Origin of the sequence: Psychrobacillus sp. BM2, from assembly GCF_048572895.1 — a bacterium.
Taxonomy (GTDB): Bacteria; Bacillota; Bacilli; order Bacillales_A; family Planococcaceae; genus Psychrobacillus.
In genome coordinates this window covers 3,092,977-3,106,677 of the sequence record NZ_CP183878.1, presented here as the reverse complement: position 1 = coordinate 3,106,677, position 13,701 = coordinate 3,092,977, and the positions used below count along the sequence as shown (strand labels likewise).

General features: G+C 37.2%; 13 protein-coding genes and 1 riboswitch. Of the genes, 10 read left to right on the top strand and 3 right to left on the bottom strand.

Annotated features, from left to right (window positions below; genetic code table 11):
- The first annotated feature begins 48 nt into the window (after positions 1-48).
- Together ACN6MX_RS15300 and ACN6MX_RS15295 are read left to right on the top strand one after the other, a co-directional pair.
- On the top strand, positions 49-690 hold the full coding sequence (locus ACN6MX_RS15300) for a FusB/FusC family EF-G-binding protein (RefSeq protein ID WP_419959702.1): 642 nt from the start codon (positions 49-51) through the stop codon (positions 688-690).
- A 16-nt stretch (positions 691-706) separates the two neighbouring features.
- The gene (locus tag ACN6MX_RS15295; protein ID WP_419959701.1) at positions 707-1,348 is read left to right on the top strand and encodes an NUDIX hydrolase; all 642 of its coding nucleotides are present in this window, start codon (positions 707-709) and stop codon (positions 1,346-1,348) included.
- A 70-nt stretch (positions 1,349-1,418) separates the two neighbouring features.
- Here ACN6MX_RS15295 and ACN6MX_RS15290 read toward each other — a convergent pair whose 3' ends face one another.
- The 3 genes from ACN6MX_RS15290 to ACN6MX_RS15280 form a co-directional block, all read right to left on the bottom strand.
- Positions 1,419-1,985 (bottom strand): 3D domain-containing protein, encoded by a 567-nt coding sequence (locus tag ACN6MX_RS15290; RefSeq protein WP_419959700.1) that lies wholly within the window; start codon positions 1,983-1,985, stop codon positions 1,419-1,421.
- Positions 1,986-2,399: 414 nt separating this feature from the next.
- The gene (gene dapF, locus ACN6MX_RS15285; protein WP_419959699.1) at positions 2,400-3,242 is read right to left on the bottom strand and encodes a diaminopimelate epimerase; all 843 of its coding nucleotides are present in this window, start codon (positions 3,240-3,242) and stop codon (positions 2,400-2,402) included.
- Positions 3,243-3,315: 73 nt separating this feature from the next.
- A complete protein-coding gene (locus ACN6MX_RS15280) occupies positions 3,316-4,164 on the bottom strand; it encodes a neutral zinc metallopeptidase (RefSeq protein ID WP_419959698.1) in 849 nt (282 codons plus the stop codon).
- 121 nt (positions 4,165-4,285) lie between these two features.
- On the opposite strand from ACN6MX_RS15280, the gene ACN6MX_RS15275 reads away from it, so the two are divergent.
- From ACN6MX_RS15275 to ACN6MX_RS15240, 8 genes are all read left to right on the top strand, one after another.
- Positions 4,286-5,317, top strand: a complete 1,032-nt coding sequence (locus ACN6MX_RS15275; RefSeq protein WP_419959697.1) for a S66 family peptidase — start codon at positions 4,286-4,288, stop codon at positions 5,315-5,317.
- Complete coding sequence (locus ACN6MX_RS15270; RefSeq protein WP_419959696.1) at positions 5,318-6,409, top strand: NAD(P)/FAD-dependent oxidoreductase; 1,092 nt, start codon at positions 5,318-5,320, stop codon at positions 6,407-6,409. It abuts the gene before it with no gap.
- A 24-nt stretch (positions 6,410-6,433) separates the two neighbouring features.
- Complete coding sequence (locus ACN6MX_RS15265; protein WP_419959695.1) at positions 6,434-7,342, top strand: methyl-accepting chemotaxis protein; 909 nt, start codon at positions 6,434-6,436, stop codon at positions 7,340-7,342.
- 69 nt (positions 7,343-7,411) lie between these two features.
- Entirely contained in the window at positions 7,412-7,702 is a 291-nt protein-coding gene (locus ACN6MX_RS15260) for a hypothetical protein (RefSeq protein ID WP_419959694.1), read from the top strand.
- Between the two features lie 799 nt (positions 7,703-8,501).
- Positions 8,502-8,603: riboswitch (purine riboswitch) on the top strand.
- 149 nt (positions 8,604-8,752) lie between these two features.
- Positions 8,753-9,340, top strand: a complete 588-nt coding sequence (locus ACN6MX_RS15255; RefSeq protein ID WP_419959693.1) for a xanthine phosphoribosyltransferase — start codon at positions 8,753-8,755, stop codon at positions 9,338-9,340.
- Positions 9,337-10,611, top strand: coding sequence for a nucleobase:cation symporter-2 family protein (locus ACN6MX_RS15250; protein ID WP_419959692.1), 1,275 nt, complete (start codon positions 9,337-9,339; stop codon positions 10,609-10,611). Before ACN6MX_RS15255 ends, ACN6MX_RS15250 begins: the two co-directional genes overlap by 4 nt.
- A gap of 267 nt (positions 10,612-10,878) precedes the next feature.
- Complete coding sequence (locus ACN6MX_RS15245) at positions 10,879-11,625, top strand: class I SAM-dependent methyltransferase (RefSeq protein WP_419959691.1); 747 nt, start codon at positions 10,879-10,881, stop codon at positions 11,623-11,625.
- A 568-nt stretch (positions 11,626-12,193) separates the two neighbouring features.
- The gene (locus tag ACN6MX_RS15240) at positions 12,194-13,471 is read left to right on the top strand and encodes an MDR family MFS transporter (protein WP_419959690.1); all 1,278 of its coding nucleotides are present in this window, start codon (positions 12,194-12,196) and stop codon (positions 13,469-13,471) included.
- Positions 13,472-13,701: the final 230 nt, after the last annotated feature.

Genomic DNA, 13,701 nt, shown 5'->3' with positions numbered 1-13,701 from the left:
TTCGATACAATTAGACTAATGAAAATAATTGTGAATGGAGAGGTATATATGAATCCTTTCATTAGAAGTGATCAATATAATTTTATAAAAAAACAGACACAGGCATTGGTAAATGGACATACTACAGTAAACGATCGTGGGGTATTAAATGCATTAAGAGCACTATCATTAGAGAAAGCACTTGGATTATTTGAGGAAGCTGCAGATGATCAAAAAATCCTGCTGAAACCAATTGTTGATATAAAAGAAAAATTAGAAGCAGAAGGTTTTTTAGAAACACTAAAACCTCATGTTATCCCCTTTAAAGAAATTACCGAGACTGATATCAAAAAGATTTTTCCGAAGGCGAAGAAACTCAAAATTCCTTCATTAGAAAATATAGACTTTAAGGAAATATCTTATTTAGGTTGGTTAGATAAAGGATCCAATAAAAAATTTCTTGTTGTTGAATACAAAAACAAAGTAGTCGGAATCTCTGGTGGTTATAAAAACTCGAACAAAAAAGGAATTTGTGCTTTATGTAGTCGCACAGAGGAAATTGGAATGTTTACTTCATCGGTTAAGGGAGTAACGCAAGATGCCTTCATCACTCGAGGAAATTATATTTGCCAAGATAGTCAAAAATGTAATGAGAACATCGTTTCGTTGGATAAATTAAATAATTTCGTAGAGCTAATTCAAAATAAATAAATTAAGAGGGATTAATATGGAGCAGGAGCTACTAAAAATATTTGACGAACAGCATAACCAAATAGGGGTGGAGACCCGTGAGCAGATTCATAAACTTGGTTTGTGGCATGAGACATTTCAATGCTGGTTTATAGGTAAATATGAAGGGAAACAATATGTTTACTTGCAATTACGAAGTGACTTGAAAAAGGATTATCCTGGACTATTGGATATTACTGCCGCGGGGCATTTGCTCGCGAGTGAAACAGTTTTTGATGGGATAAGAGAGGTAAAAGAGGAGCTCGGTATAGATGTGTTCTTTGAGGAATTATATTCACTTGGTGTTATAAAGTATTCTGTTACGACAGGTGAATTAGTAGATAATGAATTAGCACATGTATTTTTATATAGCTGTACATTGGAATGGGAACAATTTAAGTTGCAGACCGAAGAGGTTTCGGGGATAGTACGAGTGGAGATTTCCGAGTTTGTTAAACTTTGGAAAGGTGAATTAAAGGAAATAGAAATCTTCGGTTTTAAAGTGAATGAAGCTGGTGCTAAAAGTCCGATTCATCAGGTTGTTGGGAAAACGAGTTTTGTTCCGCATGATCAGTCTTACTACGAAGAAATTTGTAAAGCAATGATATCTTTTACATCAAAAAACCAACTTTCTAGTTAAGAAAGTTGGTTATATTTTATGTCTAATTCCAGCGCTAGTCGGGGCTTGCATAGGCGCTAGCGCTTTTCTATTATTCTAAGATTTTGATTTTTACACTTTTGCGACCCCATTTATAGGCCTCGCTTTTCGTTGAGAAAAATACATCTATTTTATTTCCTTTGATAGCACTTCCTGTATCTCCTGCTATTGCATAGCCATACCCTTCGACGTACACTTTTGTACCAAGTGCAATTATTTTTGGATCTACTGCGATGATCTTTACATCTGGATTATGTTTAAGATTGATGCCTGTGCTTGTGACACCTGAGCATCCGTTACAGGTCGCTGTGAATGCACTTGCAGTAACAACGATTTCTTTTACTACTTTATCATCTGTAGATCTAGAAGGGGCTTTCTTTTTCTCCGCAGCAATTGCAGCTTTTGATGAAATTACTAACTTTTGGTTGAGTTTAATCGTATCTGATTTTAAATTATTCCATGATTTTAAAGTTGATACAGACACTTTGTGCTTTTGAGCAATTTTATACAAAGTATCTCCTTTTTGAACAGCGTAATTTGAAGATGCGGCTAGGCTTGTGCTTGTTCCGCTAACCAATAGTGCAATTGTGATGATGAGTGTCCCAAGAATTCTTCTCAAATACTCTACCCCTTGCTATTTAGTCTAAGCACATCTTACCAGTACTTTATTACGAGAATATTACGATAACTTACCAATACCGTTACAAATTTTAGTAATATTACATATGTAGAAATTAACTTTAGTAGATTATAGTTTATTAAATAGATTTACGTTTTATACCTAAAACTCATAAAATTTCAGATTCGTTTAAGTAAGAGAGGGAGATCGCAGCTAATTATAGCCCTCAAACTTCCCAATATAGCCCATAATTCAGCCTAACTAACCGGTTAAAGGAAAGACAGCCCATAAATTGCTCAGTTTAGCCCATAATCTCTTATTAATAGCCCATAAACTAACCAACATAGCCCATTAAAAAGAACCTCACTAGTGTCTTCACTAGAAAGGCTCTTCGACAATCAATCACTGTATAAGTTACACTGAAATCTCTCCATTAAACACGCTCACTGCCGGTCCCGTCATATACACTCCCTCATCGGTGTAGCGTATAATTAGTTCGCCGCCCAGAAGCTTTACCGTTACATCGGAATCTTTGTCACAGTATCCATTTAGTACTGCAGCTACAACCGCGGCACAAGCGCCAGTTCCGCAGGCAAGCGTTTCTCCACTGCCACGCTCCCATACACGCATATGAATCATCTTGCGATTTTCTACTGAGATAAACTCTGTATTAACGCTTTCTGGAAAGAACAAATGATGCTCAAACTTTGGTCCTATAAGTGGTAAGTCTACTAACATTGGATCTTCCACAAAAACAACGCAGTGTGGATTGCCCATAGATACAGTTGTGATGTGATATGTTTTGTCTTCTAGTTGAAATGGGGAGTTTATTAACAGATTTGCTTCTTTTGACTGTACGGGTATAAGTGCTGGTTCTAAAATTGCCTTGCCCATATCTACTTTAGCAGAAATCATATTACCTTTTTCGGTAAAGAGTTCAATTGTCTTAATACCACTAAGTGTATCGATGGTTAACACTTCTTTTGTTGCAATATTATTATCGTACACATACTTGGCAACGCAGCGAATAGCATTCCCGCACATTTTACCTTCACTGCCATCTATATTGAACATTCGCATTTGTGCGTCCGCTACATCAGATGGGCATATCAATACAATCCCATCTCCACCAATACCAAAATGTCGATCAGAAATATGCCTGCTCAGTGTAATAGGATCTTCAATGGTATGCTCAAAACAATTAATATAAATATAATCATTTCCACAGCCGTGCATTTTTGTAAAAGGTATTTTCATCTTCAGCGTAACCCCTTTTGTCGCAATCTTCTTATTTCCCCCATTATAGCATTAGGATCAATTAGAAAATACGTTATGGGGTTTTGCTGTTAAACGTATCTCCACCTTGAATAGTGCCATTTTCATAGCCTTTGTAAAACCAACCTTTACGTTGCTCAGAGGTACCATGCGTAAAACTTTCAGGAACGACATAGCCCATCGCTTGCTTTTGTAGTGTATCGTCACCAACAGCACTTGCAGCGGTCAACGCTTCATCTAGATCTCCCTCTTCCAGATAGCCCAATCCTTGCGCATGCTTCGCCCATACTCCGGAAAGATAATCTGCTTGAAGCTCAAAGCGCACAAGGTATTTATTGAATTCTTCCTCACTTAACTTTTGACGAAGAGGCATTACTTGCTCGGTTGTTCCAAGTAATGTTTGGACGTGGTGACCGACTTCATGGGCAATCACATAGGCCATTGCAAAGTCTCCAGGAGCCTTGAACTTCGTTTGTAGTTCCTGATAGAAGCTTAAGTCGATATATAATTTTTGATCACCCGGACAATAAAAAGGTCCAACTGATGCACCAGCAGCACCACATGCTGAATTGACACTGTCTGTATATAATACTAAGGTTGGCTCCACATATTCCATTCCGTTTTCTTGGAATATTTTAGTCCAAACCTTTTCCGTATCGGCTAATACAACGGAAACGAATTCCGCTAGCTCTTTTTCTTGTTCGGTTTCCTCATATGGTACACTGTTCGATTGATCTATTGTCCCAAGGTTACCCATCAAATCTTCAGGGTTTCCTCCAAGTAACGTAACAATAAGAACAATGATTAGTCCAATGCCGCCACCTACTCCAGCAATAGCTTTACCGCCACCCATTCCGCGACGGTCTTCTACGTTTGAGCTACCTGCTCTACCTTTCCATTTCATCACTCGCACTTCCTTTTCCACTTCAAAAAGTATGTATATTGTCTTTATACCCAATAATTTTCAAATTAGACATTCACGGAGGATGGATTGCTTTATAATGAATAAAAAAGGGGGACTAATTATGTTGATGAAACCAAAAATGCTAAAAGCCGGGGATAGAGTAGCGACAATTAGTTTGTCATGGGGAGGAGCGGGTGAACCTGATCTTCGCTGGAGATATGAACAAGGAATAGAAAGATTGCGTAGTGTGTTTGGTCTGGAAGTTGTAGCAATGCCAAATAGTTTAAAGGGTGGAGATTATTTATACGAAAACCCTCAGGCTCGTGCAGAAGATTTAATGAATGCATTTAAGGATCCTTCTATTAAAGGTATTTTTTCTAATATTGGTGGTAGTGAAAGCATTCGATTATTACCTTATATTGATTTTGATGTAATTCGAGATAATCCAAAAGTATTTATAGGCTATTCGGATTCTACTGTAACGCATCTATTCTGTCATAAAGCAGGAATATCCTCCTTTTACGGACCAGCTATATTAATGGATTTCGCGGAAAATGTGGAGATGCATGAGTATACGGTAGAGGCATTGAAGAAGACTTTGTTAGCAGTCGATCCAATCGGTGAAGTGAAGCCTGCTACCGAATGGACAAGTGAACGATTAGAATGGATTGTTGAAAACAAGAATACAAAACGCCTGATGAATCCAAATAAAGGTTATGAGCTATTACAAGGTTCTGGAGTAGTGCAAGGTAGATTAATCGGAGGCTGTATCGAAGTATTAGAATTTGCTAAAGGGACTTCACTTTGGCCTGCGGAAGAATATTGGAAAGACTGTATTTTATTTTTCGAAACGTCTGAGGAACTACCAACACCTGGAAACTTAGAGTATTGGCTTCGTAATTATGGCACTCAAGGAATTCTTCAACAAGCAAAAGGAATTATTTTTGGTAAGCCTCAAAATGAGAAGTACTATGAGGAATATAAAGAGTCCATTCGTTTAATAATGAAGGAGCTTTCGCTAGAGGAACTGCCAATATTATATAATTTGAACTTTGGTCATACGGAACCTAAATTCGTCTTGCCATATGGGGCAATGGCGGAAATTAATTGTGAGAAAGAAACGTTTTCTATTTTAGAAAGTGGAGTGGAGTAATTGAAGTCTTCTTATATTATTGTAGGCGGGGGAATTCTAGGGGCGTCCACTGCATATCATCTTGCGAAACGAAATGTGAAAGTTACTTTAGTAGATCGTCAGGATAAGGGGCAGGCTTCAGCAGCAGCAGCGGGGATAATTTGCCCTTGGATTTCCCAAAGAAGAAATAAGAAATGGTACGCTTTAGTTAAAAATGGTGCGCATTATTATAAACAGCTTGTAGAAGAGCTAGAGGATCTTGGAGAAACTTCCACAGGTTATAAACAAGTGGGGGCTATTGCCCTTCAAAATGATCCGAAAAAGTTACAAAAAATGCTTGAGCGAGCAATAGAAAAAAGAATGGATGCACCGGAAATTGGTGAGTTGAAAATATTATCAACAGAAGAGACAAGAGAGTATTTTCCTCTAATTTCGAAAGACTTCACTTCTTTATATGTAGAAGGTGCTGCTCGAGTAGACGGCAGTGCGATGCGTGATGCATTAATAAGTGCTGCTAAAAAACTAGGAGCAGAAGTGATTTACGACAATGCCACATTTTCAAACGGTGTTTTAAAAGTGAATGATCAGCTAATGGACGCAGATGCGATCGTGTTAACTGCAGGTGCATGGGGCAATGAGTTACCACAGAAGCTTGGTGTTGACATGAAAGTCAGTTTTCAAAAAGCGCAAATCATGCATTTTCAAGTGAATAATTTGGACACTGGAGAATGGCCAGTTGTGTTACCACCTACGAATCAGTATTTATTAACATTTGATAATAGGAAAGTTGTGGCTGGGTCTACATACGAAGAAAACACTGGTTATGATACAGAGGTAACAGAGGCAGGTAAAAAAGAGCTTCTAGAAAAAGCTATAAGTGTCGCTAGTTCACTGGAGAATGCTTCAGTTAGAGAAGTTCGAGTAGGATTTAGACCTTATACACCAGATTTTCTACCTGTAATAGGAAAGTTACCTGGTTTTGAAAGTATTTATTTTTCCAACGGGTTAGGGGCTTCTGGTTTAACAGCGGGTCCATTTGTTGGAGCAGAACTAGCTAGATTCATCTTAGGGGAAGAAACGGTTTTGGATTTAACTAATTACGCACCAATGTAAAGATTAATATGGGGGTTGGGAATTGTGAATTATTCACAAGTAGAAGAAGTAAACGATATGACAGTGGTTGAGGCTTTAGAAAAGAATTTGGCAATTGTCCGATTTGATTTAGATCGGCGTGTAGCTTATGTAAATGAAAACTTTGCAAAAGAGACTGGTTATTCTGTTAAAGAGTTAATGGGAAAACAGCATAAAGAATTATGTTTCCCGGCTTTAACGAAAAGTCCAGAATATGAAAAATTTTGGAAGGATTTAATGTCTGGAAACACCCTCCAGGAGAAAGTAGAGCGCAAAAGTAAGCAAGGTAAAAGTGTTATGCTAGAAGCGACTTATATGCCTATATTCGGCTCTGAAGGTAAGGTGTTAGGAGTAACTAAAGTTGCAACGAATGTTACTGAACGTCATGAAATATTGTTGAGTGTGACTGAAGAATTGAAAGAAATGTCAATGGAATTGAGTACGCGTGCAGAGGTTGGCACAAATAGGAGTGAAGAATTACTTCAGCGTATTGATGACATTGCGACCGGCTCAAAGGAAAATACGGATACATTGCAAAGCCTACAAGTACAAGCTGATTCTATTCGAGGTATCGTACAAACTATCCGAGAAATTGCGGCTCAGACGAATTTACTGGCATTGAACGCAGCGATAGAAGCGGCGCGGGCAGGAGAGCATGGACGTGGGTTTAATGTCGTTGCCCAGGAAGTGCGTAAATTAGCTGGAAGAGTAGAGAACTCCATTGTAGAAGTACGTGAAAATATCGAAGGTATCGCGAAGCAAGTGGAGAAAGTAACAAGTAGTAATAGCAATTCTCAAGCTAGTATAGAAAAAAGTCAGGAAGAAATACGTTCCGCTTTGGAGGAGTTCAAAGATATTTCATCAGCAGCTATCAAATTAGAAAGTCAGACGGCTGAATTTGTGAAGCTGATTTAAGGAAGATCTCTTAACGTATATTTCAACCTAAATCATGTTAAACTAGATGAGGTATAGGAGGTGCAGCGGATGAGTAAATATTTCATAGGATATATTGAAATCGAACGACAAATAGATTTCTATTTTCAAATGAAGCAGGTTGAAAAACAATTCGAACTCCAATTAACAATGGATGGAATCATATCTGAGCGCCATAAGTTTAAGCTGCAGCATGTGCATGATGTATCTCATAAACCATTCTCGTTTGGTGGCGGCCTTTTATATCTTCATACAAACCAAGGTGTTTTCCCATTCCAAATTCAAGAAAATCCATCTAACTTTATACAAGGCTTTAAATTATTAAAAACTGAGCTCTCGTGAACATCTACGTGTTAAGCGTGGGTGTTTTTTTGAGAAAATAAGCGTATATGAAAATATACCGTGAACTCTGGTTTCTTAAGACTTGAAAAAAACAATAATACTACTAATTTCCGTTTCAGATGGGCGCTTTCCGCGGGCTTGGCTTCAGCCTCCTCGTCGCAAGCTCCTGCGGGGTCTTCAGCTCAAGCTATCCCGCTGGAGTCGCCACCTTTCACTACAATCAATATAATGTGTAGTACTCTACTATCAGATTTGGCAAAGCATATCGCTTAGATGATAACATTGGTCAAATTTTAGAAAGTGACAAACTATTTGTAATTGCTTTTGAATTTGAATTGCTATTATTTACTGATAGATGGAGAATGTAAATTATTTTATCCAAGTGGAAATAAAGAGAAATAGTAAGCATTCCCCAAATTAAGTAGCGAGATAGTGAACGAAATTGCATCTTCGTGAGCTTCCTTTATCAATAGGAAAGTATCTTATCTCTAGTTACCCAAAAAAGCACTTACCTGTTTCTAAGAGTTGAAGAAGGGCGACTGATAGGAAATTATTATAAGATTACCGAAAAAAAGGGATATTGGTTGTGACGGAAGTCACAACCAATATCCCTAAAAATTCACTCGGTAATTCTATAGTAAAATGTCTGTCCAAAGCCCTTCAAAACTATAGAAACAGGTTTGAAATTTTAAGGAACGCCATTACTTTTGCTTGTTTTTTGTTTTATCAACTGAATTTTATGAATCATTGAACATATTTATGGACGATTGTAAATAGAGATGAGCGTGCTATAATGAGAAATATTCAAATAGCAAAAACTCGTATAATCGCAGGGATATGGCCTGCAAGTTTCTACCAGCTTACCGTAAACAAGCTGACTATGGGTGGCGATGAAATACTTGGGTTATGGCATTTTTGTCATGATCGATTTTATTTCGATTCGACTTTTTCAAGCTCGAATGACATTGCTCCACTCCATAATTGAGTGGCTGCAATATCATTTGGGCTTTTTGTTTAGCCAAATTAAAACTGGAGAGGAAATGTTCATTTATGAAATTACTACAAGATAAAATTATACAAAGTGGGAAAGTGTTATCGGAAAATGTATTGAAAGTAGATACTTTTTTAAATCACCAAATCGATCCTATATTAATGCAAGCAATAGGCAATGAGTTTGCAGCACGTTATAAGGATGCTGGAATCACAAAGATACTAACGATTGAATCTTCTGGTATTGCTCCTTCTATGTTTGCAGGTCTTACATTAGGAGTACCCGTTGTTTTTGCTAGAAAACGTAAATCACTAACACTTTCTGATAATTTGTTTACTTCTAAAGTTCACTCATTTACCAAGGGAGAAACGAATGACATTTCCGTTTCAAAAGATTTTATCAACCATGAAGATACAGTATTGATCATTGATGACTTTTTGGCAAACGGACAAGCTGCTTTAGGACTTTTAGATATTCTAAATCAAGCAGAAGCGAAAACTGCTGGAGTCGGAATTGTTATTGAAAAAGGTTTCCAACCAGGCGGACAACTTATTCGTGAAAAAGGTATTCGTGTAGATTCACTTGCCAATATAAAATCATTGGCAAACGGTAAAGTTGAGTTTTTTGAGGAGGAAACATCAAGATGAATAGCGCTTTAAAAAATACTGCGCTCGGTATTCAGCATGTCCTTGCAATGTACGCAGGGGCAGTTATTGTACCGTTAATCGTTGGCGGAGCAATTGGTCTTACGTCAGAACAGCTTACATATTTAGTAGCTATTGATATATTAATGTGTGGTGTGGCAACCATTTTACAAGTTATGAGTAACCGATTTTTTGGAATTGGACTTCCAGTAGTATTAGGATGTACTTTTACAGCGGTTGGACCAATGATTGCTATAGGTGGAGATTATGGAGTTTCTGCTATTTATGGAGCAATTATTGTTTCGGGTGTAGTCGTTATATTAATAAGTGGATTTTTTGGGAGGCTTGTTAAGTTTTTCCCTCCTGTTGTAACGGGTTCTGTTGTAACTATTATTGGGATTACGTTAATACCCGTCGCTATCAATAATATGGGGGGCGGACAAGGAGCAGCGGACTTTGGTTCCAAGTCAAACATTCTTTTAGCCTTTGGTACCCTACTTTTTATCGTATTGTTATATCGTTTTTCCACAGGCTATATAAAAGCTATTTCTATTTTAATAGGGATTATTGGTGGAACAATTGCAGCAGCATTTATGGGGAAGGTTGATTTTTCTCTTGTGCGAGATTCAGATTTTTTCCATATGATTCAGCCATTTTACTTCGGTACACCGACTTTTGAAATTTCTCCTATTATTACGATGACGTTAGTAGCTATAGTATCGTTAGTCGAATCAACTGGTGTGTATTTTGCACTTGGAGATATGCTTGGAAAGAAAATTGAAAAAGAGGATTTAACGAAAGGTTATCGTGCGGAAGGAATTGCCGTAGTATTAGGTGGTATTTTCAACTCATTCCCGTACACAACTTTTTCTCAAAATGTAGGGCTTATGCAAATCTCAGGTGTAAAAACGAAAAAGGTGATTTATATAACGGGTGCAATGCTAATAGTGCTTGGCTTTATCCCTAAGATTGCAGCTCTAACAACAATCATTCCTGAGTCCGTGTTAGGCGGAGCAATGATAGCAATGTTCGGGATGATTGTGGCACAAGGGATTAAAATGTTAAGTAAAGTTGTATCAGATTCTGGAGATAATTCGATGATTATTGCATGTTCTATTGGTATTGGGCTTGGGGTAACGGTAGTTCCTGAGTTATTTGCTGAATTACCAAAGAACATCAAAATATTGACTAGTAACGGGATTGTTGCAGGAAGTATGACTGCAATAGTTCTAAATATTGTCTTTAACATGATTCCGAGATGGAAAACTTCATAACTTTTCAGCGACTACGAGGGAGATAATCCTTTGTAGTTTTTTTATATAGCCTCGTACGACATCTATCCTAATAGAGGGGGAAAATGTTATTATTATGAAACCTTTCATTATTAACGGTTTAGAGGAATTCTCATCCTAGAGTATTAGTATACACCTCATGCAAAAAATGGGTTTTGGAGTAATATAACAAGTAGAATGCAATTGGAAGTTACAATAAAATACACTAGTAGAGAATCAACTATTGTAGTTGATAAAGGAGAATCTATTTTGGACAACACAAAAAAATTCACCGGTAAAGCTGCTGTTTATGCAAATGCAAGACCTGGATATGCCCCTGTTTTTATAAATCATTTATCAAGTATCGGGATTGGAAAAAATTCTATTGTCGCTGATATTGGTTCGGGCACTGGAATATTTTCAAAGGAGTTACTTGAAATGGGATGTACAGTGTACGGAGTAGAACCAAATGAGGATATGCGAAGAGAAGCTAAAAAAAGTTTAGCACAATTTGAAATATTTTATCCAGTGGATGGAAGTGCAGAGAAAACAACTCTTTATGAAAATAGTGTAGATTTTATTACTGTTGCACAGGCATTTCACTGGTTTGATGCTGTAGAGTTTAAATTGGAGTGCAGACGTATTCTCAAGAATAGTGGAAAAGTTATTTTAATATGGAATTCGCGTGTGATGGATAGTCCGTTAGTAAAAGAGAACGAACAAATCTTCAAGATGTTTTGCAAAGACTTTAAAGGCTTCAGTGGAGGAATTAGTTATATGGATGAAAGCATCAAAGCATTTTTTGAAGATTTTGAGGTACTTCGTTTTCAAAATGATTTGCAGTTTGATAAGTTAAAATTTATTGGTAGAAATCTCTCTGCCTCATATTCTCTAAAAGAAAATGACTCGGAATATGATAGCTATGTATTGCATCTAGAAAAATTGTTTGATAAATATGCAACTGACGACAAGCTTATTGTACCAAATGAAACAATTGCATACATCGGACAGATATGAATTATTTACAAACAGGATAGTCTAGAAGAAGTGAGTATTCTCGGGAAATATACGAGAAAACGAAGTCGACGTCAGACTTAATCATAAATTTGAGCCATTGCTATCAAGAAATTTTGAATGTAGTAAAAATAGTAAAAGATATCGCATTAAAAACAAGTTTGCTAGCATTAAATTCAGCTATAGAAGTAGCAAGAGCACAAAAAAGTCTTGCTAATCCTTGTAAACTTAAGATATGAGTATGTGTGTAGCAACAGGAATTGCTGTTTTCTATCTCCAGTGAATATGTCGTAAACCTTATTATATGATTTTCGCTTTTTTATAGGCGCTTATATATAGTTTAGGTGCAATTTGTTAAATTTTAAGGGTTATTATTTGATTTATAAAACATCGCAAGATAAATACGGGCTATACGGGGCGGTTTAAGGGCTATATTAGCAGTTTTATGGGCACTTCTTAATCTGCAGTAGAGAATTTCATTTAATAAAAAAAGAATTCATAGTTAAAATGTCTATTTCGAAAATCGAAATAGTGTGATAGGATTGTCTAATCTATGAGTTGTGAGGAAAAGATGATGAGAATAAGAGATTGGGATCGTAGTTTGCAGGTTCGTTTGTTTGGAGAGTTTTTTAGTAATTTAAGCTTTTGGATGGTATTTCCGTTTTTAGCGATTTATTTTGCGGATGAATTTGGAACGAGTATGGCAGGAATTTTATTGGTTGCATCGCAAGTATTTTCGGTTGGTGCTAATTTAATCGGGGGCTATTGTGCAGATAGATTTGGTCGACGGACGATGTTATTTTTCTCTGCAACTGCAGAAGGTTTGGCATTTGTTTTATTTGCTTTTGCGAATTCTCCTTGGTTAGATTCACCGATACTAAGCTTTGTGGCCTTCACGATTGCAGGGATGGCTGGTTCGTTGTATCATCCTGCAAGTCAAGCAATTGTCGCAGATGTTGTACCAGAGAAAGATAGAAGTACAGTATTTTCGGTGTTCTATACGTCCATAAATATTACGGTAGTTATTGGCCCGATAGTAGGTGCGGTATTATTCTTTAATCACCGTTTTATACTTTTGTTAGTTTCAGGAATTATTTTCTGTGTAGTAGGATTTGCCATTAGATTTTTAACAGAGGAAACATTAACGGCTGACATGAAAGCGCAGGTGGCTAGCGGATCGAATAATTGGATGCAGGTAATTGTCAAACAGATGAAAGCTTATGGATTAATCGTCAAGGATAAGGTTTTCTTCTTATTTGTTATTGCAGGTATTTTGTTAGCGCAAACTTATATGCAATTAGATATGCTCATACCAGTTTATATGAAAGACGCCATCGATAAGCAGGTGCTTGGGAATTTGTTTAACAGGGAGTGGGCAGTAACCGGAGAAGGTTCGTTCGGTATTCTACTTTCAGAAAATGGATTATTAGTAGTAATGTTTACGGTATTTGTTACGAGATGGATGACGAAGTATCCGGAGAAATGGGTATTCTTTCTTTCCTCGTTTTTATACGCAGTGGCAATGCTTGTATTCCCAATGACAGCGAACTTCTGGGTTTTCCTAATTGCGATGGCGATCTTTACACTAGGGGAACTAGCAACGGTTGGGCTGCAGGAAAGCTTTGTTTCTAAATTGGCTCCTGATGATATGAGAGGTCAGTATTTTGCGGCTGCAAGTTTGCGTTATACGATTGGTCGTACGATTGCACCGTTAGTATTCCCACTAGTCACGTGGATCGGTTTTACTTGGACATTTGTTATACTGGCAGCTTTAGCACTACTGAGCGGATTCATCTATCTACTGACGTTTAAGGAATACAATAAACGTAAAAAAGAAATAGCTTTATAAATTGGACAAGGGGTGCTCTCATAATGAGAGCACCCCTTGATTTTGTATAGGTATAACATAACTTTTGAATTTAAATTTCATCCCGAAAAGCTCGGGGAATAATTTCCATGAAAGGAACTCTTTCAATGCCGCGGTAAATTGTTCCACTGGTTGCCTTCTAACCTAAGCAACGTAAACCCTACCTTCTTTTACGTCCTTGCGACCCTATAGCCGCTCCAGTGTGAATAAGT

What these genes read in the sequence shown, in the direction of transcription:
- ACN6MX_RS15300 (WP_419959702.1), top strand. Translation starts at nt 49, where the DNA reads ATGAATCCTTTCATTAGAAGTGATCAATATAATTTTATAAAAAAACAG.
- dapF (WP_419959699.1), bottom strand. Translation starts at nt 3,242, where the DNA reads ATGAAAATACCTTTTACAAAAATGCACGGCTGTGGAAATGATTATATT.
- ACN6MX_RS15250 (WP_419959692.1), top strand. Translation starts at nt 9,337, where the DNA reads ATGAATAGCGCTTTAAAAAATACTGCGCTCGGTATTCAGCATGTCCTT.
- ACN6MX_RS15255 (WP_419959693.1), top strand. Translation starts at nt 8,753, where the DNA reads ATGAAATTACTACAAGATAAAATTATACAAAGTGGGAAAGTGTTATCG.
- ACN6MX_RS15240 (WP_419959690.1), top strand. Translation starts at nt 12,194, where the DNA reads ATGATGAGAATAAGAGATTGGGATCGTAGTTTGCAGGTTCGTTTGTTT.
- ACN6MX_RS15260 (WP_419959694.1), top strand. Translation starts at nt 7,412, where the DNA reads ATGAGTAAATATTTCATAGGATATATTGAAATCGAACGACAAATAGAT.
- ACN6MX_RS15275 (WP_419959697.1), top strand. Translation starts at nt 4,286, where the DNA reads ATGTTGATGAAACCAAAAATGCTAAAAGCCGGGGATAGAGTAGCGACA.
- ACN6MX_RS15295 (WP_419959701.1), top strand. Translation starts at nt 707, where the DNA reads ATGGAGCAGGAGCTACTAAAAATATTTGACGAACAGCATAACCAAATA.
- ACN6MX_RS15280 (WP_419959698.1), bottom strand. Translation starts at nt 4,164, where the DNA reads ATGAAATGGAAAGGTAGAGCAGGTAGCTCAAACGTAGAAGACCGTCGC.